This window comes from Mesorhizobium sp. B2-3-4, from assembly GCF_006442315.1.
GTDB lineage: Bacteria > Pseudomonadota > Alphaproteobacteria > Rhizobiales > Rhizobiaceae > Mesorhizobium.
Window position 1 is genome coordinate 173,408 of sequence record NZ_VFVY01000006.1, and the last position, 21,897, is coordinate 195,304.

The 21,897-nt window shown below is 63.6% G+C and carries 17 protein-coding genes; 5 read left to right on the forward strand and 12 right to left on the reverse strand.

The genetic code is table 11. The annotated features are described in order from the left end of the window. Positions 1–114 precede the first annotated feature (114 nt). Positions 115–684 (forward strand): BA14K family protein, encoded by a 570-nt coding sequence (locus FJ967_RS11875; RefSeq protein WP_140731893.1) that lies wholly within the window; start codon positions 115–117, stop codon positions 682–684. Between the two features lie 180 nt (positions 685–864). Next, positions 865–2,154 (forward strand): alpha/beta hydrolase, encoded by a 1,290-nt coding sequence (locus tag FJ967_RS11880; protein WP_140731894.1) that lies wholly within the window; start codon positions 865–867, stop codon positions 2,152–2,154. A gap of 71 nt (positions 2,155–2,225) precedes the next feature. Here the strand turns inward: FJ967_RS11880 and ilvC are convergent, their stop codons facing one another. The 3 genes from ilvC to FJ967_RS11895 all read right to left on the reverse strand — a co-directional run bounded on the left by ilvC (position 2,226) and on the right by FJ967_RS11895 (position 4,515). Continuing rightward, positions 2,226–3,245 carry a ketol-acid reductoisomerase gene (gene ilvC, locus FJ967_RS11885; RefSeq protein WP_140495398.1) on the reverse strand — a complete coding sequence of 340 codons (1,020 nt, stop codon included), beginning with the start codon at positions 3,243–3,245 and terminating at the stop codon, positions 2,226–2,228. Positions 3,246–3,270: 25 nt separating this feature from the next. Continuing rightward, entirely contained in the window at positions 3,271–3,924 is a 654-nt protein-coding gene (locus tag FJ967_RS11890) for a TetR/AcrR family transcriptional regulator (protein ID WP_181175795.1), read from the reverse strand. 132 nt (positions 3,925–4,056) lie between these two features. After that, positions 4,057–4,515, reverse strand: coding sequence for a MarR family winged helix-turn-helix transcriptional regulator (locus tag FJ967_RS11895; RefSeq protein ID WP_140731896.1), 459 nt, complete (start codon positions 4,513–4,515; stop codon positions 4,057–4,059). A gap of 101 nt (positions 4,516–4,616) precedes the next feature. On the opposite strand from FJ967_RS11895, the gene FJ967_RS11900 reads away from it, so the two are divergent. Then, positions 4,617–5,342 carry a glutathione S-transferase family protein gene (locus tag FJ967_RS11900; RefSeq protein WP_140731897.1) on the forward strand — a complete coding sequence of 242 codons (726 nt, stop codon included), beginning with the start codon at positions 4,617–4,619 and terminating at the stop codon, positions 5,340–5,342. A 34-nt stretch (positions 5,343–5,376) separates the two neighbouring features. On the opposite strand, the gene FJ967_RS11905 is transcribed toward FJ967_RS11900, so the two are convergent. The 4 genes from FJ967_RS11905 to FJ967_RS11920 form a co-directional block, all read right to left on the reverse strand. Beyond that, positions 5,377–8,157 carry a CHAT domain-containing tetratricopeptide repeat protein gene (locus FJ967_RS11905; RefSeq protein ID WP_181175797.1) on the reverse strand — a complete coding sequence of 927 codons (2,781 nt, stop codon included), beginning with the start codon at positions 8,155–8,157 and terminating at the stop codon, positions 5,377–5,379. 56 nt (positions 8,158–8,213) lie between these two features. Continuing rightward, entirely contained in the window at positions 8,214–9,473 is a 1,260-nt protein-coding gene (locus FJ967_RS11910) for an NAD(P)/FAD-dependent oxidoreductase (protein WP_140731899.1), read from the reverse strand. Positions 9,474–9,493: 20 nt separating this feature from the next. After that, on the reverse strand, positions 9,494–12,463 hold the full coding sequence (locus tag FJ967_RS11915; RefSeq protein ID WP_140731900.1) for a caspase family protein: 2,970 nt from the start codon (positions 12,461–12,463) through the stop codon (positions 9,494–9,496). Positions 12,464–12,607: 144 nt separating this feature from the next. Beyond that, the gene (locus FJ967_RS11920; RefSeq protein WP_140731901.1) at positions 12,608–13,012 is read right to left on the reverse strand and encodes a helix-turn-helix domain-containing protein; all 405 of its coding nucleotides are present in this window, start codon (positions 13,010–13,012) and stop codon (positions 12,608–12,610) included. A 135-nt stretch (positions 13,013–13,147) separates the two neighbouring features. Between FJ967_RS11920 and FJ967_RS11925 the strand changes: the two genes are divergently transcribed. After that, positions 13,148–14,038 (forward strand): SDR family oxidoreductase, encoded by an 891-nt coding sequence (locus tag FJ967_RS11925; protein ID WP_140731902.1) that lies wholly within the window; start codon positions 13,148–13,150, stop codon positions 14,036–14,038. Positions 14,039–14,072: 34 nt separating this feature from the next. On the opposite strand, the gene FJ967_RS11930 is transcribed toward FJ967_RS11925, so the two are convergent. The 4 genes from FJ967_RS11930 to FJ967_RS11945 form a co-directional block, all read right to left on the reverse strand. Continuing rightward, on the reverse strand, positions 14,073–15,113 hold the full coding sequence (locus FJ967_RS11930) for an aldehyde reductase (protein WP_140731903.1): 1,041 nt from the start codon (positions 15,111–15,113) through the stop codon (positions 14,073–14,075). Between the two features lie 104 nt (positions 15,114–15,217). Beyond that, positions 15,218–17,137, reverse strand: coding sequence for a potassium transporter Kup (locus tag FJ967_RS11935; protein ID WP_140731904.1), 1,920 nt, complete (start codon positions 17,135–17,137; stop codon positions 15,218–15,220). A gap of 194 nt (positions 17,138–17,331) precedes the next feature. After that, the gene (locus tag FJ967_RS11940; protein WP_140731905.1) at positions 17,332–19,245 is read right to left on the reverse strand and encodes a potassium transporter Kup; all 1,914 of its coding nucleotides are present in this window, start codon (positions 19,243–19,245) and stop codon (positions 17,332–17,334) included. 97 nt (positions 19,246–19,342) lie between these two features. Continuing rightward, positions 19,343–20,083 (reverse strand): pyridoxine 5'-phosphate synthase, encoded by a 741-nt coding sequence (locus tag FJ967_RS11945; RefSeq protein WP_140731906.1) that lies wholly within the window; start codon positions 20,081–20,083, stop codon positions 19,343–19,345. A 158-nt stretch (positions 20,084–20,241) separates the two neighbouring features. Here FJ967_RS11945 and FJ967_RS11950 point away from each other — a divergent pair, with 158 nt between their 5' ends. Next, positions 20,242–20,646 (forward strand): STAS/SEC14 domain-containing protein, encoded by a 405-nt coding sequence (locus tag FJ967_RS11950; protein WP_140731907.1) that lies wholly within the window; start codon positions 20,242–20,244, stop codon positions 20,644–20,646. A gap of 24 nt (positions 20,647–20,670) precedes the next feature. Here FJ967_RS11950 and FJ967_RS11955 read toward each other — a convergent pair whose 3' ends face one another. Continuing rightward, positions 20,671–21,798, reverse strand: a complete 1,128-nt coding sequence (locus tag FJ967_RS11955) for an ATP-dependent RecD-like DNA helicase (RefSeq protein WP_140731908.1) — start codon at positions 21,796–21,798, stop codon at positions 20,671–20,673. Positions 21,799–21,897 lie beyond the last annotated feature (99 nt).

Sequence of the window (21,897 nt, forward strand, 5' to 3'; positions counted from 1 at the left end):
TTCGCGCCATGGTTGACGGAACCTTTCCGTTCATCCGCCGTTCAGACGCAAAGATCCACAGTAGGCCCATTCCCAGGGTAGGCGTGGGGCCTGTATCTCTTGGAGAGTGCAAAGATGAATTCGCTCTTTTCTTCCACCATCAAGTCCGGGCTGATTGCGCTCGGCATTGTCGCCGGCATCACGGCGCCCTCCGCCGCTGGTCCGATCCTGCAGCCGGACCTCTCGATCCCGGCCAGCACGGCCGCGCCGACGGTCACCCCGGTCCGCGACGGCTGGGCCGGCGGCAACAACAATGGCGACAATTGGAGATGGCGCCGGTCGGGCAACTGGAACGGACACCACTGGAATGGCGGTCGCAACTGGAACGGTGGCCGCAACTGGAACCGCGGCGACAACTGGCGCTGGCGCCACGGCCGCCGCCACTATCATGGCGGCTATTACGATGACGGCGCCGCCGCCGTGCTGGGTCTTGGCCTGGGGCTCGGCCTCGGCAGCATGTACAACAACAACTACTATAACGACGACTACTATGCGCCGCCGCCGCGCCGCTACTACCGCGCCGGCCGGTTGTCGAACGCCCATGTGCAATGGTGCTACAACCGTTACCGTTCGTACCGGTCCTGGGACAACACCTTCCAGCCCTATAACGGCCCGCGCCAGCAGTGCTATTCGCCCTATAGCTGAGCGTTAGCCGATCGAAAAATGAAAAACGGCGCTGCAACGCGGCGCCGTTTTTCATTTGGCATCCGGTTCGAAAGAGCTTGCGTGCCCGGCGACAGTGACAGCCGGCGGCGCACTTAACTTTTCTTGCCGATACAACTATCATTACTCCCGCGAGACTTCGTTGCTTGGGGGAAAAGCGGGATGTCCGAAGCGCCCGTGGTGATCCTTGTCCATGGAATCAGGACTGCCGCCTGGTGGCAGAACCGGATTGCTTCGGTTATCGAAAGCGAGACTTCGGCGACCGTCATTCCGATAAAATACGGCTATTTCGACCTGCTGCGGTTCTGGTGCCCGTTCGGTATCTGCCGGTCCGGCCCGATCGAGAAGCTGCGCCAGCAGATCGAAGGCGTGGGCAAGCACTACGCCGACCGGCCGCTGATCGTCTTTGCGCACAGCTACGGAACCTATGCGCTGACCCGGGTGATCCTGCAGAACCCCTACTTTCGTTTCGACAGGATCATCCTGTGCGGCTCGGTGGTCCCATCGGATTTCGACTGGCGCGCCGTCGAAGACCAGATACGCGGCGCGGAAAAGCGCGACGCCATCATCAACGAATGCGGGACCCGCGATATCTGGCCTGTCATGGCGCAGTCCGGAACCTGGGGTTACGGCGCCACCGGCACCTACGGCTTCGGAACATTCAATGTTCGCGACCGCTTCCACGACATCACGCACAGCGACTACTTCACCAACGAATTCGTCAAGGCCTACTGGATCCCGCTGGTGAAGGGCGACAAGGTGACGTTCTCCGACCTCGACACACAGGGCGGCGGAACGCCGGCATGGTTCAACCTGCTGCGGCTGCCGTTGAAATGGATTCCGCTTGCCGCTGCGGCGGTGGCGGCCGCATTGCTGGTCGTCCACCCCGTCAAACTGTTTGGCGGCTGCGCCGAGGGTTTGAAGCCCTACAAGGACCAGTGCGTGACAGAGGACTGGCTTGCAGGCCGCAAGGATCTGAAAAGACAGCTCGGCGATGTCGTGGCCGAGGTCAACAAGACGCTCGACCTCAAGGGCGGCCGGCTGTTTCCCCTGATGGACGCCTATGAAGCCGATCCAACGCCCGAAAAATGGGCCGAAATCGTAGAGGTCGCCGATGTGTTGCTGAAACAGATCGATGACGGCGTGGCCAAGGCGCTGGCCTATGATTCGAGGATCAGCGACATAGGCAACAACATCATTCTCATCACGTCGACGGGAAAGCAGACGATCGAGAAGAAGTACAGCAATGCCTTCTCCACGGTCGAAAAGCAGTGGGATGGCCGTCAGTTCGTCGTCAAGCAGATCACGACGGTGAAGGAAATACCGTCGGTCGAGCAGGCACGGCAATGGCACCAGCAATTGTTCGACATGCATCAGCAATTGCAGGCGGAAATGGGCAAGTTGATGGATCTGCTGGATGACGACGGCGAGCCGGGCGGATCAAGCGCGTAGCGTCGCGGCGCGCCGATAAGAGAAGGGCGGCATTCGCCGCCCTTCTGACTGACACTGCGTGTCGACGTCGCTCAGTTCTTGGCCTTGTCGACCAGCTTGTTCTTGGAAATCCACGGCATCATCGCGCGCAGCTTGGCGCCGACTTCCTCGATCTGGTGGCTGTCGTTGTTGCGGCGGATGCCCTTGAAGCGCGACAGGCCGGCGCGGTATTCCTGCATCCATTCCGAGGTGAATTTGCCGGTCTGGATGTCCTTCAGCACGCGCTTCATCTCGGCCTTGGTCTCGGCGGTGATGATGCGCGGACCCGAGACGTATTCGCCCCACTCGGCGGTATTCGAGATCGAGTAGTTCATGTTGGCGATGCCGCCTTCATAGATCAGGTCGACGATCAGCTTCACTTCGTGCAGGCACTCGAAATAGGCCATTTCGGGCGCGTAGCCGGCTTCCACCAGCGTCTCGAAACCGGCGCGGATCAGTTCGACCAGGCCGCCGCACAGCACGACCTGCTCGCCGAACAGGTCGGTCTCGCATTCTTCGCGGAAATTGGTCTCGATGATGCCCGAACGGCCGCCGCCGACGCCGCAGGCGTAGGACAGAGCGAGGTCGAGCGCATTGCCCGACGCGTCCTGGTTGACGGCGACCAGGCACGGCACGCCGCCGCCCTTCTGGTATTCGCCGCGCACCGTGTGGCCCGGCCCCTTCGGCGCGATCATGACGACGTCGACGGTCGACTTCGGCTCGATCAGGCCGAAATGCACGTTGAGGCCGTGCGCGAAGGCGATCGCCGCGCCGTCGCGGATGTTCGGCGCGATCTCGTTTTTGTAGATGTCGGCCTGCAATTCGTCTGGTGTCGCCATCATCATCAGGTCGGCCCATTTGGCGGCGTCGGCCACGCTCATCACCTTGAGCCCGTCGGCCTCGACCTTCTTGGCGGTGGCCGAACCGGCCTTGAGACCGATGGCGATCTCCTTGGCGCCGGAATCCTTGAGGTTGAGCGCATGCGCCCTGCCCTGGCTGCCATAGCCGATGATGGCGACCTTCTTGCCCTTGATCAGGTTGAGATCGGCATCACGATCGTAATAGACGCGCATTTTACTTCCTTCCCGTTTCTTGAGATCAGAGGCCCTGAGGCCCGGTTTTTGCTCCGAAAAGAGCGAGAAACTGCTGCGTCGCGCGGATGGCATCGCCGCCGATCGCCGCCTCAGTCAATTCCAGCCGGTCGCCGAGCAGCAGACGGATCTGCACATCCCGGCCAACCAGCCCGAAGAAGGTACGGAACGCCGCCTCGGCATCCGTAAATTCGAGCAGCCCGGCCTTTCGCCCGGCTTCAAGCACCGGCTTCAGCCGCTTGGCCAGCGCAAAGCGCCCGTTCTCCAGCACGACCGCACCGAGATTGTCCTTGCCTGAACCCGCATGGCTTACCGCCACCCGGTTGAGCGCGATCGAGGTGTCGCTGGAAATGACCTTCAGCCAATCGGAGGCGAAGCGCTCGAGGCTCGCCGTCAGCGAGGCAAGGTCGAGCCCCTTGCCGTCGACCGAAGCCACCCGCACCTTCGACGCCTGCCACTGCACCGTTGCCGTCAACAGTCCGTCACGGTCGCCGAACCATTTGTAGAGCGTCTCTTTCGAACAGCTGGCGCGGCGGGCGACGGCGGTCATCGTCAGATTGTCGCCCTCCTCGACCAGCAGGCGCAACGCCGCGTCCAGAACGGCCTGCTGCCGCTCCGTCAGCGCCTCGCTGTTGTCGATGTCGGGCACGCTGTGCAACACGCTCTTCCCTCGGCCGGACGAAACCCGCCGATCATTCAACGAGCCGTACCGTACGTTACGGTTCGGCTTTCTAGGGCATCACGCCGAGCGGTGCAAGCCCTATTTCGCTCCAAGCCGCCAATGCGCCCGGCGTCAGTCAGCGGCCGGCGGATGGCGCAACCGGCCAAGCAGCGCCGAGACCATGCCGAGCTCGTCCGCCGAGAGCTTGGCGCCAACAAGGTCCGCGATCGACCGGCCATAGACGGCCCACATCCGGCGCCGCGTCTCCCGTCCCCGGGCCGTGATGCGGACGGTTTGCCCACGGCCGTCATCGGCCACCGCCAGCTTCTCGACCAGCCCATCGGCTTCGAGCCGGGCCAACAGCCGCGAGACGTTGTACTGCGCAAACAAGGTGCGCTCGATCAGCTGGAACGGACGCAAGCCGCCTTCGCCCGCTTCCGCGAGCTCATGCAGCACGTCGTACCATGCGAGCGGCGGCAGGCCGTCCTCCTTCAGCGACTCCTCGGCGCTTTCCATCAGTTGGCGCGATACCCGCATCAGGCGGGCCCAGGCCTTGATGGCATCGGGCGAAGGCATGGTTCTCTCTGTCATACCCGCACCATAAGAGATAGATGCAAATGCATCAAGCTTGACGATCGATGCACATGCATCTACATAGATGCAACTGCATCAATTTGTCGAGGAGCAATGCCATGGACCATGCCAACACCCTCACTCTCGTCAGCCACCCCCTCTGCCCGTACGTCCAGCGCGCGGCGATTTCGCTGGCCGAGAAAGGCGTGCCGTTCGAGCGCGTCGACATCGACCTCGCCAACAAGCCTGTGTGGTTCAAGGCGATTTCGCCGCTCGGCAAGGTGCCGCTGCTGCGCGTACGGCAAAACGGCGACGAGACGGTGATTTTCGAATCCGCCGTCATCCTCGAATTCCTCGAGGAGACGCAGGCCAATCCCCTCCATCCAGCCGATCCCTATGAACGCGCCCGGCACCGCGCCTGGATCGAGTTCGGCTCGGCGACCCTGAATGCCATCGGCCGCTTCTACTCCGCATCCACCGAGGCAGGCTTCCTGTCCGAGGCGGCATCCCTCTCGGCAATGTTCGATCGCGTCGAGGACGAGCTCGCCCGCCAGGCAGGACCGTGGTTCGGCGGCGAGCGCTTTTGTCTGGTCGACGCCGTCTACGGGCCGGTCTTCCGCTATCTCGATACATTCGACCAGATCGGCGATTTCGGCATACTGGACGGCAAACCAAGGGTCCAGACCTGGCGCAAGGCATTGAGCGAACGCGCCTCCATCAAGGGCGCCGCCCCTGGCTATCCGCAGCGCCTGCGCCAGTTCCTGCGTGCGAAAAATTCGTTCCTCTCGACCCTGATCCCATCCGACGATCTGACCGGTCCGCTTCCTCTGGCCCGATCCGCCTGAGGGGATCGATCGCGGGCAGCCATACTCAACCGCGTCAGTTCTCGAACATGACGAAAGCCGCCCACACACGCGGATCGTGGGCACGCGATATCTTGCCGTCGCGGGCGTCGCGGCGGGTCTGGCGCAGCGCCTGCGAATAGGTCTGGCCGCCGGCGAGGCGGCCGTAGAAGCCGGTCATGAACGCTGCGGTGCCGGCGTCATCCACCGGCCAAAGCGTCAGCAGGGAGCGCTTGGCACCGGCGATATCAATTGCTGTCGGCAGCCCGCGCAGGCCGCCGACAAAGGTCTCCTCGCCTCGCGCCGTCTCACAGGCCGACAGGACCAGGAGATCGAGATCGGACAGATCCCAATTCATGATCTCCATGCCATAGAGGCGGTTGTCATCGTCGTCGCGTTTCATCGACTGCCGGTCACCGGACCGCGACAGCACGACCTGGCTCTGCCACAACGCATTGAGGGCGTTGGTCCCGCCTTCCGCCTCGTCGCGGTAGGCGCCATGCGTGGCGAGATGCGCCAGGGTCGCCTGCTCCATGCGCTGGCGCAGCGCCCGTTCCACTGCCGCGTCTCCCGTAAGCACCTCGGTCGAATAATTGTCGCGGCGCAGGATTGCGGCAATTGCGTCGACTTCCTTCCTTGTCCCGGGCAGCGGCTCGGCGCCCTTCTGCGCGCCGCGCGCATAGTCGAGACCGCCTGCCAGCACAGCCTTGCCGTTTCTCGGCAGGCCTTGATCGGCCCCGACGTTCAGCAGCGCCTCCGGCCGGGTCAGCATGCGAACATCGAAGCGGTCATCGAGCGTCGCGCCCATGCGATCCCGCAGCAGCGGAAACGGCACCGAAAACAGCTTGCCGTCCGGCACCACGAAAAGCGTGTCCGCTCCCATAAGCGAAGACTCCAGCGGCGCGATGAGACCGGCATAGAGCCCGGTGAAGGTGGCATCGAGATCGACCATCGGCACGGCACCGCGCGCCTGCCCCGAACGGCTCGATCGCAGGTCCGCCATGCGGGTCGTGCGCGCGGCGGGAATGAGCCGGCGCGGATCGCCAAGATCGAACATCCGAGGCGGCTGATCCTTGCGCGTGACGATCGCATAGAGGCGCTCGTCCTCCAGCGGATCGGCGCTCTCGCGATCGGCCCGCCACTTGCGGGTGATGAAATAGTCGATCAACGCCTGGCTGGACTGGAGCAAAGTCTCGGCCGAAGGCAGCGGTTTGTCGACCATGCTCTGGCTGAAACTGTATCTGGCCATGACTTGGGCGGTGGCTTTCTGGTATGCCGTCTCAACCTGCCCCGGCTGCACCGCGCCTGGATCGTCCGAACTGTCACCGCTCGAAGCAGCCTCCTGGTAGGCCAGGGACAGCCGGATCCCGGTCTGGATCAGATGCCGTGTCTCGATATCATTCAGATCGATCAGGCGCGACAGCCTGCGCAACAGGTCCCGTTTCTCGTTCTCGAGAGTCGGCCAGCGCCGCACCGCCTCGGCGAACGCCGGCACCACCGATGCGTTTTCCTGTGCGAGGCGCGCATAGTCGTGGAGCATGTCGTCGGCAAGGGCGCGGCTGGCTTCGGCCACGATTGGGTTGCCTGCGGTGCTGACCTGAAACCAGTTCCAACGCAGCATGTCATCGTTCAGAGCCGCGAAATCGGCCGCTGCCGCGGTGGGGTTCGTCTTCGCCTTCAGATTTGCAATGGCCTGCCGCGCGGCAAAAGCCAGCGGGTGTACCGCGCCGTATGTCGCTTCCGCGATACTGGATGCCCGCTCGAATTGGCTCATGCTGCTTTGCGTATCGCCCACCGCCGCGAAATGCGCGGCGAGCAGATTGGCGATCCTGATTGCCAGTATTTCGGGATAGCTCTGATCCCCCGTCAAACGCTGCAGTTGGGCCAGCGTCGGCTCGTCGAGCGGCTGTGCGCCTGAAAGCGCCCTGGTGTAGAGCACCCAGGCGTCGGCCTGTTCGACCAGATTGCCTTCCTGCTTGAGAACGACCGCAACGTCGCGATCCTGCTGGAAATAGCGCAAGGCCTGATCATACCTGCCAAGGTCGAGATAGTCCTGCGCCGTGTTGTTGGCGCTGACCAGCACGTTGAAGTGGTCAGGCCCGTAATAGGCAGTGCGCTTCTCCAGCACGGCCAGATCGTACTGCAAGGCGCGCGTCGGGGCTCCCATCTGGCGCAACATGTCGGCCAGATTGTTCTCCAGCTTCCAGACGAAGCGATCATCTGTTCCGGCTACCCGCTGAGCCAGCTTCAGATTGCGTTGCTCGATATTGATCGCTGAAGCGATTTGACCGAACGCAGCGACCCCCGTCGCCAGGACATCGTTGGCAAACAGGAGTTCCTGGGATTCCTGGCCATGGTAGTGGGCGTAGAGATTGGTCGCTGTCGCGCACATGGAAACGAAGCCCTGATAGTCCTTCTCGGCCTGTTTCAGCATCGCGTAATTCAGATAGAAATCGGCGCGCTTCGCGACGTCCTGCTGCATCGCCCTGGTTTTCAGTCCCTCGGCGAAAATCTCCTCGGCATTGTCGAGTATCTGGTTATTGAGGAACGTCGCGCCGGCGTTCGAATAACTCTCGACGGTGAATTCGTAGAGGTCGCTTCTGGCGGCATCGAGCAGCGTCGCTCGCAACTGCGCGTAGCCTTCGTCGAAGCGTCCCGTGTCCATCATCAGCGTGTAGGCGGCGTCGATGCGGGCTTTCAGCGCCTCTTCGCTGGCTGCCGGCGCCTGCTGGCTGGCGCCGCCCGGCGTCTGTGCCTGCGCCTGGGGCAAGGGCGCGACCACGATCAGCGTCACCAGGACGGAGGCAACAATGCACATCAGGCATGGTGATTTTCGCGATAGCGACATGACGGACGGATCGGCCTGGGCGAACTCTATGATGCGGTCGTATCACGACCTGGGCTTCTTCCGAAATCCCAGTCCGTTTCCCTGAGCCCTGCCCGCATGAACGGATCGATCGCGGTGCCGGCCACCATCGAGGCCAGGAATTGCGGCGCCGGCGGGATTTTCGCGATCGTCGCCACCAGCCTGTCGCGGATGAACGGCAATGCCACGGAATCCGACTGATAGAACGGCGTGAACGCCAGCGACAGCGCCTGGAAGACCCGCACATGCCAGCGCCGCGCCTTGGCATAGGCTTCGAGCGCGGCTTCCACGCCGTCCGCTCGCGCCAGCGCATGGCTGAGCGCGGCGGCGTCGAGCAGCGCCATGTTGGCGCCCTGGCCGAGCTGCGGACTGGTCGAATGCGCGGCGTCGCCGATCACCGCCAGCCGCCGGCCAGCCGGAAACCGCATCGTGTGATGGCCATAGCGGGCCAGCGAGAGCTGGTCGAAACTGTCGATCTGGCTGGTGAATGCCTCGGCCTGCGACCACAGCCGCACCACCCTTGCCTTCCAGGCGTCGAGGCCCTGGGCACGCACACCGTCGGCCTCGTCTGGTTTCAAGCTCCAGAAGAATGCCGCCATCCTTTCGGCACCCGGCTCAGGCCGGCCGATCGGCAGCACGCCGATCATCACGCTGGCCTTGTCATAGCGCTGCAGAAGCGCGTGCTCGTCAAAACCTTCGCCGCGCCACTTCAGCGATGCCCAGAACGCACCGTAGGGGAGCGGCCTCGGCCCGCCTGGATCGCCGGCGCCGCGCCGCAATTTCGAGCGCGCGCCGCTGGCGTCGACGACCAGATCGAACGGCCCTGCCCTTCGCCCATCGCCACGGATCAGCATCGCCCGCTCACCGATCTCGACAAGCTCGATCTCGACGCCGGTTTCGATGGGGATCGCCTCCCGTTGCGCCGCCCGAAAAAGCACGCCGAACAGCGCCGCCCGATGCACCGCCAGCCCGAAGCGGCCGCCGCGCTGGGCATCGTAGCGGACATCGAGAACCGTGCGGCCGGTCGAGGCATCGGCGCCATGCAGCCGGTCGATCCTGCTGCCCAGCGCCATGATGTCATCGAGCAGGCCGAGATCGGCGAGCACCGTCAACCCGGTCGGCTGCAGGATCAGCCCTGATCCGACCGGCTTCGGTTGCGCGAAACGCTCGAAAATGGTGACACGGTGCCCGGCCCGCTTGAGATAGAGCGCCATGGCCAGCCCCGCTGGACCGGCTCCGGCGATCGCGATGTCGAGGCCTCTATTCATGATCGGGGCAATCCCATGCGCTAGTTGCGGACCCCGTCGATTCTGGCCAGCGCATGGTCCCGGCTGGCCGTGTAGAGGACCTCGTCCGGCTTTAGATCGATGGCCTTCCGGATGCTCTTGAGCGCGGCCTCATAGGCCGCCGCGGCACCGGCCTTGTCGCCTTGGTCCTCGAGCACATAGCCCGTCTTGACCCGCGCATTGTAGACGGCGAAATCGAATTCCGGGGCTTTGGGTTCGATGGAAGCCGCGGTCGCCGCGGCTGTTTCGGCGGCCTTGTAGAGCTTCATGGCGTCCTGCGGGAAATTCTGCGTGTAGGAATCGGCGACTTCGACATAGGCCTCGTAGAGATCGCGCAGGCTGTTGACGTCTTGCGGGAACTGACCGGCGAATTTCTTGGCCGCCTCCAGCCGCAGATCATTCTGAGCCCAATAGCCCTTGTAGTCGTTCATCTGGCGCTTATCGATCGCGACCCTGGAATGGAAGATGATGAGGTCGCTCTGATAGGGCTGCCTGTCCGGCTGCGCGGCGACGACCTTGGCCGCGTAGGCCAGGCCAGCCTCGTCATATTTCAGCGCGTTGGCATAGTCCTTCATCTGCGCGTAAGAGCCGGCGATCTTCGCGTGGTAGAGCGTCGCATTGTGCTGCCAGCCCATGTTCTGCGGGTCGAGCGCAGCCAGGTTCAGGGCCGCCTGATGCGCCTTCTTGGTGAATTCCAGCGCGGTGACGTCATCGGGCACGAACTCGTACCACGTAGCCATCTTCTCGTAGGACGTGACCAGGTCGGCCACCCATAGCTTGTTGGCCGCGTCCGATTGGACAAGCCGCTCGCGGATGCCGTTCGCCTCTTTGTAGGCGGCCAGTGACCGATCGGCATCCTCATGGGTAATCACGCCATCGCCGAAATAGATGGCTTGTCCCATTCTTTCCAATGTCCCGGCGAGCCCGCGCTGCCAGGAGGTGTTCCTGGGGTCGGCCGCGATCAGCCGCCGCGTGATGGCGACCGAACTCTCGAAGGAAGCAACCGCGCTCTCGCCGGCCGGCGTACCGCCCCCATCGGCCTGGTTCTTGTCGTACTGGACATAGCCCAGCGCGTCATAGGCCGTGGCCAGGTCGAATTGGCGCAGCGCGTTGTCCGGCATGGCGTCGGCCAGCTTCTTCGATATGTCGAGGCTCTCCTGCAACGACGCCAGCGCCTGCGGAAGCTGTTTCCTGTCCTGCTGGATCTCGCCGATCCGGCGGTCGCTGAGCGCCAGCGTGGATTGCAGTTCGTCGTCTGACGGCGTGTTGCCGACAAGCCGCGCCGCGATGTCACGCGCCGAAACATAGGCAGCCATGGCCATCTCGTCATTGCCCTGCAGCTTGTGCAGCGCGCCCACTTTCAGGAAAGCATCGGCCTCGAGGCCGAGCGCGCCGGCAGGCGCGTCACCCGTTGCGAGCTCTTTGCGAAGTGCGAGGCCGCGTTCATAGGACGCCAATGCGGCGGTGGAGTCGCCCTGATCGCGCAGCACATCGCCGAGTTTCAGCGTACTGGCCGCGATATTGTCCTGCCATGCGGTGTTGGACGGTTCGGCCGCGGCAAGAGCGGTGGCCAGCGTTTGCTGGCGCTCATAGGCGCCGCGTCCGCCCGAGAGATTGCCGACCGTCAGATAGAGGTCGCCAAGCACGGCAAGCGATTCCAGTTGCTGCTTGCGCTGCGCTTCGGGAAGCGTGTCGCGCGCCAGGTCATCATAGAGCGCGCTCGCCTTCTCATAGCTTTCGATCGCCAGCTCGTATTTCAGGTTGGAACGGGCCGCGCCGCCGCTGATCACATGCGTGGTCGCTTCCGAAAGCGTGCGATCGACGAAATTCGCCTTGAGCGCATCGCGTGAGGTCGCATCGATCGTCGCGGCCTCGGTGAGCTTGCCGCGCGCCGTCTCGAACGCGCCCAGATCGAGCTGACGCTGCGCTTCCCCGCGCAAGGTAGCGACCGCCGGATCGGCCGATGCCAATGTCTTCATCTGCGCGCGCACGGCGACGAACGCGTCGGCCGCCTCGGCAAGCTTCTTTCGCCGATCGTCGGCCGACAACGACTTGGCGCCCGAATCGATCAGCGCCCCGTAGAGCGGCGCCAGCGGCATGTCCTTGTCCCTGGCCAGCCGCTCGACCTCGTCGCGCAGATCCGGCGTCACATCGGCCATCGCCAGCAGCAGGCGCTCGCGTTCCGGCAGTTGGCTGGCGGTCTTGGAGGCGAAGAACATTTGCGGCAGGCCGTTCTCGACATAAGGCAGTTGCGCGCCGCGCGACAGGTCGTAGACCTCTTGCTGCACCAGGGTCAGCACCGAACGGATTTCGAGCCCATCCGTGTCGAGATATTTTGCCAGGCCCGCCGTGAACGGCGAATTCTCGCCACTGCCGTCGGCCGCGGTCGCCCCGGGAGCCGCCGAGAACGTGTAGAGCAGGTTTTCGGCCTTGCCCAGGCGACCGAGCCCGGGCCTCACCTCCTTGGCATCTTTGACGGTCAGCGCCTTGACGCCGCGGCCCGCCCCGCCGCCGCCCGCGAACGGATCGTTGCGGCAGGCATCGAGCAGGATCAGCCCGACTTTCGAGACGCTGGCGACGGTCTCGCGCACCTCTTCCAGCGGCAGGCTGGTCTGCTTCAGCGTGTCGGCCGAAGTCGCGTCGGCATCGGTTGGCAGAAGCCGGTTCTCCCCCGCTATTTCAACGCCGTGCCCGGCAAAATAGACCAGCGCGACATCGGCGCCAGCGGCGTCCTGGCGGAAATCCTCGAGCGCGCGGCGCATCCGCCTGAGGTCGCGATCGGTCTCTAGAGTGACCTGAAAACCAAGCTTTTCCAGCGACTTCTTGATCGTCTGCGCATCATTGACCGCATTGCCCAGCGGCCGCACGTTCTTGTAGCCGTCAACGGCCATCACCAGTGCGAAACGCTGTTCGGCCAGGGCCGGAAAGACGGCCGAAAACGTCAGGATCAGGACAATCAGGAATCGCCGCAATTGAAACTCCCCAAGCTGACTTTTCAGCTCACACACGATTGTGACGACTGCAAGGTCTGGTTGTCGGGAAGGCCAGTCGCAGTCCGCCGCCTGGCCCACCCTCGGCCGCGCCGAGGCGAATGCCAGCCGAGGTCGAGCGTTCGACTATGCGGCGTCGAAGGCGGCGCGCGCGTCGCGCACCGCGTCGTGGTTGTTTTCAGCCCACTGCAACAAATGCTGCAAGGCGCCGAACATCGAGCGCCCAAGGTCGGTCAGGCTGTATTCGACGCTCGGCGGCTTGGTCGGGAACACTTCGCGATGCACATAGCCGTCGCGCTGCAGATCGTAGAGCGTCTGCGTCAGCATGCGCTGCGAGATGTCAGGCACCAGCCTGCGCAATTCGCCGAAGCGATAGGGCTGCTCGGCCAGGGCCGCCATCAAGAGTGAGCTCCATTTGCCGCTGAGGCCCTGAATGACGTCGCGGACCGGGCAATCGGAAAGATTGCCTCCATCGGTCATGGCTTTGTAGATCTCGAGCTTGGATCTCAGTTTGACGAGCGAGCTGTCCACGGCTGGTTCCCTGCCTGTGCCTACCTCCCGAAAAACTGCCTTCTTTACGGCATTGGGTCAATTCCTATTTTAGTGCTGGTCTCTTTCTGAGACCACCATCCGAACCGCCTCTCCGGCGCAACGTCAGGACCTCCCATGACCGACACCCTTCTTGTCACCGGCGCGTCCGGCCAACTCGGCCGCAGCGTCGTCAATCACCTCTTGGACACATTCAACGTACCGGCGGCCCGGATCATCGCCACCACTCGTACGCCGGCCAGCCTCGCCGATCTGGCCGCGCGCGGCGTCACGGTCCGCGAGGCCGATTTCGACAATCGCGCCTCGCTCGCCGAGGCCTTCGCGGGCGCCGATCGGGCCCTGATCATCTCGACCAACGAGCTGGCCATCCAGGGAAAGCGTCGCGAACAGCAGACCGCCGCGGTCGCGGCCGCAAAGCAGGCTGGCGTCGGCCATCTGCTTTACACTTCGCTGCCCAACACCGAGCCGGGTTCAGCTGTGCTTTTTGCTCCCGACCACTACGACACCGAGCAGGCGATCAAGGCCAGCGGCATTGCCTACACGATCTTCCGCAATGGCTGGTACGACGAGAACCTGTTCATGGCCATGCCGCAGATCCTCGCATCGGGTCATTGGTATACGTCGGCGGGCGAAGGTGCCATTTCCTATGGCGCGCGTGACGATTACGCCGCGGCCATAGCTGCTGGGCTCGCCTCGGGCGCCAGCGAGAGCAAGACTTACACGCTGACAGGCCCCAAGGCCTATACGTCGGCCGAAGTCGCCGCGCTCGTCACCGAAGTCACCGGCAAGCCGATCCAGGTCGTCCAGCTCTCCGATGAGGCGCTGACCGAGGGCATGAAGGCGGCTGGTCTTCCAGAGCCGATCGCCAGGCTTCTGGTGTCCTTCGACGCTGCGACACGCGCCGGCGACCTTGGCATGGTGACGGGCTCGGTCGAGACGCTTTCCGGCCGGAAGTCCGTCCCGCTGAAGCAGTTCCTGGAAGCCAACAAGGCCGCCCTGGCCGGTTGAAACCCGCGCGGCGGGACGTTCTCCTCCCGCCGCGCTATTTCGGCGTCCTGACCAGTCCGAGCCGGACCAGGCTTTCTCCGGTGGCGGCAAGCGCGTCCTCGCGTGAGCGCGGCGTCCAGCCGAGCATGCGTACCGCCTTGGCATTGGTGGCGTTCTTGACCTTGCCGAGTTCCGTCACGAGTTGCGCGGCTTCCGCATTGAACAGCCCCACCACCCGCACCAGCCAATCGGGCAACTCCCGCGTCGAGACACGCGAGGCGGCCGCACCCAGCCGCGTCTTCACGGTTTGCGCGATCGCCCGCACGGTCATGAAATCGCCGGCAACAGCCAAAAACCGCTCGCCCTTGGCGACGGGATCGATCATCGCGCGCACATGCAGGTCCGCCACGTCGCGCGCGTCGACGACACCGAAGGACAGGCGTGGCAAGCCGGGCATGGCGCCGTTCATCATGCGCTGGACGAAGGCGGTGGAGGTCGAATGGTCGGAGCCCAGCACAGGCCCGAAAATGCCGACCGGATTGACGACCGAGAGCTCCAGGCCGCCGCCTTCGGCGGCAATGAAATCCCAGGCCGCGCGCTCGGCAAGCGTCTTCGACTTCACATAGGCACTGACCCTGGCCGTCGGATCGGTCCAGCTCTCCTCGGTGAACGGCCGGCCGTCGGGCGGCATCTTGCCATAGCCGATGGCCGCGAAGGATGACGTCAGCACGACGCGTTTGACCCTTGCGTCCCTTGCAGCCCTCAGAACGCGCAAGGCACCTTCGCGGGCCGGAACGATCAGGTCATCCTCATGTTTCGGCACACCGGGCGGAAACGGCGAAGCGACGTGCAGGACATAGTCGCAGCCGGCGACCGCTGCCGGCCAGCCGGCATCCGCCATGAGGTCGGCAATGGTAAAGGAGAGCCTGTCGCCCGGCTCGGCACCGCCTGCCTTCAGCATGGCGAGAACGTCGGCCTCGCGCTTGCTGGACCGCACGGTGGTGCGCACGCGATAGCCTCCATTGAGGAGAGCCACGATGCAGTGGGCGCCGAGGAAGCCGGAGCCGCCGGTAACCAGCACCAATTCGCCGCCCATATCAGCCTCCCGATCCATGCGCACCATACATGTACAACGGTTCGGTTGCCACGGCATGCCGAAAGATCAACAGGAGCGCCGCTCCGTTCGATGCCTGTCGGCGTTCAGATGGCGACCTGCGTGCCGATTTCAACGACACGTCCGGTGGGGATCTGGAAATATTCGGTCGCATCCGCCGCCGTGCGCGCCAGGCCGATGAACAGCCGGTCCTGCCACACCGGCATGCCGGAATTGGGCGAGGCCTTGAGCGAGCGCCGCGACAGGAAGAAGGACGTCGTCATGATGTCGAACTTCCAGCCCTGCTTGCGGCAGATCGCCAGCGCGCGCGGAATGTTGGGCTGTTCCATATAGCCGAAGGTCAGCGTCACCCGCATGAACAGCTCGTTGACCGTCTCCATCTTGACGCGGTCGCTGTCCGGCACCACCGGCTGCGGCGCCGTCACCACCGAGAGGATGACGTTCTGCTCGTGCAGCACCTTGTAGTGCTTCAGGCTGTGCATCAGCGCGGTCGGCGCGCTCAAGGGATCGCTGGTCAGGAAGACCGCGGTGCCCGACACCAGTTGCGGCTTCTTCTTCAACAGGTTGGCGGCCAGGAAATCGAGCGGGATTTCGTTGCGCCGCGTCTTGTCGAAGAGATAGCGGCTGCCGCGCACCCAGGTCCACATGCCCAGCACGATGGTGAACGCCACGACCAGCGAAGCCCAGCCGCCTTCGAACACCTTGACGATGTTGGAGGCGAAGAAGCCGATATCGATGAATGCGAACAACGCGGTCAGGGGGATGGCCACCGACAGCTTCCACTTCCAGATACGGGTCATGACGACATAGAGCAGCACAGTCGTCACCAGCATGTTGCCTGTCACCGAGATGCCATAGGCCGACGCCAGCTTGCTGGATTCGCCGAAACCGACCACCAGCATCATCACCACCAGCGCCAGCAGGAGATTGACGCGCGGCATGTAGATCTGGCCGGACTGCTTTTCCGACGTGTGCAGGATTTCGAGCCGTGGCAGCATGTTGAGCTGCACCGCCTGCCGGGTCAGCGAGAAAGCCCCTGAAATGACCGCCTGGCTGGCAATGACGGTGGCGGCCGTCGCCAGCACCACCATGGGGATCAGCGCCCAGCCTTCATTCATCTCGAAGAATGGATGACCGACCACGCCGTTCTTGGCGAGCACGAAGGCGCCCTGCCCGGCATAGTTCAGGAGCAGGCAGGGAAACACGATCGAAAGCCACGCCAGCACGATCGGCTTGCGGCCAAAATGGCCGAGATCGGCGTAAAGCGCCTCCGCGCCGGTCACGGCCAGGAAAATGGCGCCGATCGTCACGAAGGCGACGTCGGGCGAATGGATCAGGAAGGCGACGATATAGTGCGGGCTGATCGCCCACAGGATCTCCGGATCGGCAATGATGTGCTTGAGGCCGGAAAGGCCGATGGCCAGGAACCAGATCGCGGTCACCGGGCCGAACACCAGGCCGACGCCGCCGGTCCCGAAACGCTGGACCGCGAAGACGATGGCGAGGATGAGCAGCGTCAACGGCACGACATAGGGCTGGAAGGTCGGGGTGACGACATTCATGCCCTCGACCGCCGACAGCACCGAAATGGCCGGAGTGATGACGGCGTCGCCGAAAAACAGCGAGGCGCCGACAATCCCGATGCCGAGCATCAGCGCCGAACGCTTCGGAAAGCTGCCCCGCGCCAGCGCCATCAGCGACAGCACGCCGCCCTCGCCGCGATTGTCGGCGCGCAACACGAACATGATGTATTTGATGGTGACGATGATCGTCAGAGACCAGATGATCAGCGACAAAACGCCAAGGATGTCGCCACGGTCGGCAACCTGACCACCCGACGAAGCGACCAGCGCCTCCCGGAAAGCATAGATCGGGCTGGTGCCGATATCGCCGTAGACCACGCCGAGCGCGCCCAGCATCAACACCTTGGTGCTGTGCTGCTCGATTTCAGGATGGCTCGATTGGTCGACGGGTTCTGCCTCACTACCAGCATTGGCAAGGGCCATGTACGACACTCCGATAAACGCGCGGTGCTCTACGCTTGCTGCGCTGCAATATCAAGTGCCGTGACGTTATGGCACTCATGTTCGCTGCGCGCGGCTCCTCGTCTGCGAGTTCTCGCGGATGCCTGTCCAGGCGACGTTCGCAGGCTCACGTCCGAAACCACCGCAAATCCGCGGGGCCGGTGAGCACGTGTCTGTTAAATGGCGACCTGCGTGCCGATTTCAACGACACGTCCGGTGGGGATCTGGAAATATTCGGTCGCATCCGCCGCCGTGCGCGCCAGGCCGATGAACAGCCGGTCCTGCCACACCGGCATGCCGGAATTGGGCGAGGCCTTGAGCGAGCGCCGCGACAGGAAGAAGGACGTCGTCATGATGTCGAACTTCCAGCCCTGCTTGCGGCAGATCGCCAGCGCGCGCGGAATGTTGGGCTGTTCCATATAGCCGAAGGTCAGCGTCACCCGCATGAACAGCTCGTTGACCGTCTCCATCTTGACGCGGTCGCTGTCCGGCACCACCGGCTGCGGCGCCGTCACGACCGAGAGGATGACGTTCTGCTCGTGCAGCACCTTGTAGTGCTTCAGGCTGTGCATCAGCGCGGTCGGCGCGCTCAAGGGATCGCTGGTCAGGAAGACCGCGGTGCCCGACACCAGTTGCGGCTTCTTCTTCAACAGGTTGGCGGCCAGGAAATCGAGCGGGATTTCGTTGCGCCGCGTCTTGTCGAAGAGATAGCGGCTGCCGCGTATCCACGTCCACATGATCAGCCCCATCAGGCAGGCGACGGTGATCGAGACCCAGCCACCTTCGACGATCTTGACGACATTGGCCAGGAAGAAGCCGCTGTCGATGACGCCGAACAGCAAGGTCAGCGCCAGAGCGAGCGCCAGCTTCCATTTCCACAATTTGCGCATGACCACGAACAGCAGGATCGTCGTCATCAGCATCTCGCCTGTCACCGAGATGCCGTAGGCGGAGGCCAGCGAACTCGAACTGCCGAAGCCGACCACCAGCAGCATCACGCCCATCGCGATCAGCAGGTTGACGCGGGGCATGTAGATCTGGCCGAGCTGCATTTCCGACGTGTGCTGCACTTCGATGCGTGGCAGGAGATTGAGCTGCACCGCCTGGCGGGTCAGCGAAAAAGCCCCTGAAATGACCGCCTGGCTGGCAATGACGGTCGCTGCCGTCGCCAGCCCCACCATCGGCATCAGCGCCCAGTCAGGCAGCATCTGGAAGAATGGATTGGTCGGTTTTCCGTCATTGGCGAGCACGAAGGCGCCCTGCCCGAAATAATTGAGCAGCAGGCAGGGAAAGACCACGGAGAACCACGCCAGCACGATCGGCTTGCGGCCAAAATGGCCGAGATCGACATAGAGCGCCTCGGCGCCGGTCACCGCCAGGAACACGGCGCCGACCGTGACAAAGGCGGCGGTGGGTGTGCTGACGAGATAGGCGACCGCGTAATAGGGATTGATGGCCAGCAGGATCGATGGGTCGTCCATGAGGTGCCAGAGCCCGGCAACGCCGATGGCCAGGAACCACAGCGCCGTCACCGGCCCGAACACGGCCGCCACCTTGCCCGTGCCGAAGCGCTGCACCGAAAACAGCACGGCAAGGATGACCAGCGTGATCGGCACGACATAGGCGTCCAGCGTCGGGGTCACCACCTTCAGGCCTTCGACCGCCGACAGCACCGAAATGGCCGGCGTTATGATCGAATCGCCGAAAAACAGCGCCGCGCCGCAAAGGCCGATGATCAGGATCAGCCGGGAGCCCTTGGGATAGGCGCTGCGCGCCAGCGCCATCAGCGACAGCGTGCCGCCCTCGCCCTTGTTGTCGGCACGAAGCACGAAGGCGACATATTTGATGGTCACGATGATCGTCAGCGCCCAGACGATCAGCGACAGCACACCAAGCACGTGAACGCGCGTATCGACGCCCGGCGAAGCGTGCAGCGCCTCGCGAAAGGCGTAGATCGGGCTCGTGCCTATATCGCCGTAGACGACGCCGAGCGCGCCCAGCATCAGAACCTTGGTGCTGTGCTGCTCAACCCCGGAATGGCTTGATTGTTCGGCGGTTTCAGCCTCGCTCCCGCTACCGGCAAGGGCCATCGACCACTCTCCGATAAGCGCGCGGTGCTCGATGCATGCTGCGACACGACATCAGATGCATGCGATGGCTGCCATATTGCAAAGCGAAGCTCTACCCCTACCAGCCGCAAGCCTTGAGAAACCGGCCCACTGTACCGGCCATGCCATACTCCAATGCGTCGGCTGTCAACCCATGTCCGATTGACACTTCGGCCAATGCCGGAATGCGCCTTGCCAGCGCGGGCAGATTGCCCACCGTCAAATCGTGCCCGGCATTGACCTGGAGGCCCGCGGCAAAAGCCGCGTCGGCCGTTTTCCCCAATCTTTCCAATTCGTTGGCCGCCTTGCCGGAATCGGAATGATAGCTGCCGTAGGGACCGGTATAAAGTTCGATGCGATCGGCACCCGTATCGCGCGCGGCGGCTATCCCCGCGGGATCGGCGTCGGAAAACAGCGAGACCCTGAAACCACCCTTTTTCAGACGCTTGACGACAGGCGTAAGAAACGCCGCCTGCGCCGCGAAGTTCCAGCCGTGGTCGGAGGTTGCCTGTGCCGGATCGTCGGGCACCAGCGTCACCTGTTCAGGCTGATTCTTCTCTATAAGCGCCAGGAAATCCTCGCTTGGGTAGCCCTCGATGTTGAATTCCGCCTTGGGAAACTCATCGTCGATCAGCGCCCTGATCTGGGGCAGGTCGGAATGCCTTGTGTGGCGTTCGTCGGGGCGCGGATGCACCGTCAGCCCATGCGCTCCCGCGGCAAGGGCAAGCCGGCCGATGCCGATTACATCAGGCCATGGCAGGTCGCGCCGGTTGCGCAGCATGGCGATGGCGTTGAGGTTGACGGAAAGCTTGGCGGGCATGGGCGGCGTCCGGGAAACAGGGCGGTTGAGCGCACCGCATCCATCCGTTTGGCCGCGGCGCGCTTGAGAGACCGGCATCTATAGCGCCTTTGACGGGAACAGATAGGGGTTTCCGGTGTTCCAGAAGACCCAGTTGTTCAGCGAAAGGAGGCACCGCCTTGAATTTCCTCCAGTCCGTGCCGGCGATCCGCCGTATCGACACCAGCCGCGACGACCTTTTCGCCATCGATGTGGTCGGCCATGTCTCGGCGGCCGATGCCGAAAACCTGTACGGCCTGCTGGAAGCGGCTTACGCGCTGCACCAGCGAATCGACGTGGCCGTGCGCATCGCCGACCATGATGGCGTCGATTGGGCCGATATTTCGGATGAGACCCTGAAACTGGGAGCCGTCCATGCGCTGGAACATGTCGGCCGTTGCGCGGCGATCGGCGCGCCCGACTGGACCAGCGATGCAAAACACGCCCTGCCCTCGCCGTCGCCGATCGAATTCAGGCATTTCAAGGCCGAGGACGAAGCCGAGGCCTGGGAGTGGCTTGGCGTTCGGCCGCCTGGCGGGCGATGACGGGCAGTCATTGGCCACCATGCGCTACCGGACGATCGTCAGCCGTTCCGCGGCCCGGGTGATCGCCGTATAAAGCCAGCGCTGGCGCGTTTCCTTGAAGGCCCAGCTTTCGTCGAACAGCACGATTTCGTTCCACTGGGAACCCTGGGCCTTGTGTACGGTCAAGGCATAGCCATAGTCGAAATCGTCGAAGCGCTTCTTCTGCTGCCAGGGGATATCTGCGTCCGGATCCTCGAAGGCGGCCTTGAGCAACTTGATCTTGGCGACGCCGCGGTCCGGATCGTCCTCTTCGGGCGAGACCAGAAGGTTGATGCCGGGTTTGACCGTCTCGCGCGACGAGGTCATCACCTTCCACAACGAGCCGTTGAGCAGACCCTTGGCTGGATCGTTGCGCAGGCAGACCAGCTTGTCGCCTGCCTGCGGATAGTCAGCGTTGAAGCCTTTGAGTTCGCGCAGGCGCTGATTGTAACGCCGCCGCGTGCGATTGGTGCCGACCAGCACCTGATCCGCCCTGAGCACCAGGTCCTGGGTGACCCCCTCCCGGCCGATCACCTGCGCCGTGCCGTAATCACCCTGCATGAACTCTCGGCCCTCGCGCACGTCGAGCGCCAGCCGGATGATCGGATTGTCGCGCGCCTGGCGATGGATTTCGGTCAGCAGCACATCCGGCTCGTGCTCGGTGAAATAGCCGCCGCCCGAAATCGGTGGCAACTGCGCCGGATCGCCCAGCACCAGGATCGGCGTACCGAAACTCTGGAGGTCGCGGCCAAGCTGCTCGTCGACCATCGAGCATTCGTCGATGACCACAAGCTTGGCGCGCGCGATCGGGCTTTGCCGGTTGAGCGAGAATGTCGGCGACATCGACGTCTTGCCCGTCACCTCGTCTTCGACCGATTCCTCACCTTTCGGCCGATAGATCAGCGAATGGATGGTGCGGGCGTTGGTCGCGCCCTTCGAGCGCAGCACCTGCGCCGCCTTGCCGGTAAAAGCAGCAAACTGCACCTGCCCGTCGACATGTTCGGCGAAATGGCGCGCCAGCGTCGTCTTACCGGTGCCGGCATAGCCGAACAGCCGGAAAATCTGCGGCCGGCCCTCCTTGAGCCAGCGCGCCACCGCTTTCAGCGCTTCATCCTGTTGGGGGGAAAATTCCATCAGTGCGAGAGACCGGATTCGCAAGGGAAAGACAAGACGGCCGCCACCATGCCGACCGCCTGTGATGGCGCACCGAGCCCCATCGGCGGTTCACGCTAT

What these genes read in the sequence shown, in the direction of transcription:
- FJ967_RS11940 (WP_140731905.1), bottom strand. Translation starts at nt 19,245, where the DNA reads ATGGCCCTTGCCGGTAGCGGGAGCGAGGCTGAAACCGCCGAACAATCA.
- FJ967_RS11955 (WP_140731908.1), bottom strand. Translation starts at nt 21,798, where the DNA reads ATGGAATTTTCCCCCCAACAGGATGAAGCGCTGAAAGCGGTGGCGCGC.
- FJ967_RS11925 (WP_140731902.1), top strand. Translation starts at nt 13,148, where the DNA reads ATGACCGACACCCTTCTTGTCACCGGCGCGTCCGGCCAACTCGGCCGC.
- FJ967_RS11905 (WP_181175797.1), bottom strand. Translation starts at nt 8,157, where the DNA reads ATGTGCATTGTTGCCTCCGTCCTGGTGACGCTGATCGTGGTCGCGCCC.
- FJ967_RS11880 (WP_140731894.1), top strand. Translation starts at nt 865, where the DNA reads ATGTCCGAAGCGCCCGTGGTGATCCTTGTCCATGGAATCAGGACTGCC.
- FJ967_RS11935 (WP_140731904.1), bottom strand. Translation starts at nt 17,137, where the DNA reads ATGGCCCTTGCCAATGCTGGTAGTGAGGCAGAACCCGTCGACCAATCG.
- FJ967_RS11895 (WP_140731896.1), bottom strand. Translation starts at nt 4,515, where the DNA reads ATGACAGAGAGAACCATGCCTTCGCCCGATGCCATCAAGGCCTGGGCC.
- FJ967_RS11910 (WP_140731899.1), bottom strand. Translation starts at nt 9,473, where the DNA reads ATGAATAGAGGCCTCGACATCGCGATCGCCGGAGCCGGTCCAGCGGGG.
- FJ967_RS11900 (WP_140731897.1), top strand. Translation starts at nt 4,617, where the DNA reads ATGGACCATGCCAACACCCTCACTCTCGTCAGCCACCCCCTCTGCCCG.
- ilvC (WP_140495398.1), bottom strand. Translation starts at nt 3,245, where the DNA reads ATGCGCGTCTATTACGATCGTGATGCCGATCTCAACCTGATCAAGGGC.
- FJ967_RS11945 (WP_140731906.1), bottom strand. Translation starts at nt 20,083, where the DNA reads ATGCCCGCCAAGCTTTCCGTCAACCTCAACGCCATCGCCATGCTGCGC.
- FJ967_RS11930 (WP_140731903.1), bottom strand. Translation starts at nt 15,113, where the DNA reads ATGGGCGGCGAATTGGTGCTGGTTACCGGCGGCTCCGGCTTCCTCGGC.
- FJ967_RS11875 (WP_140731893.1), top strand. Translation starts at nt 115, where the DNA reads ATGAATTCGCTCTTTTCTTCCACCATCAAGTCCGGGCTGATTGCGCTC.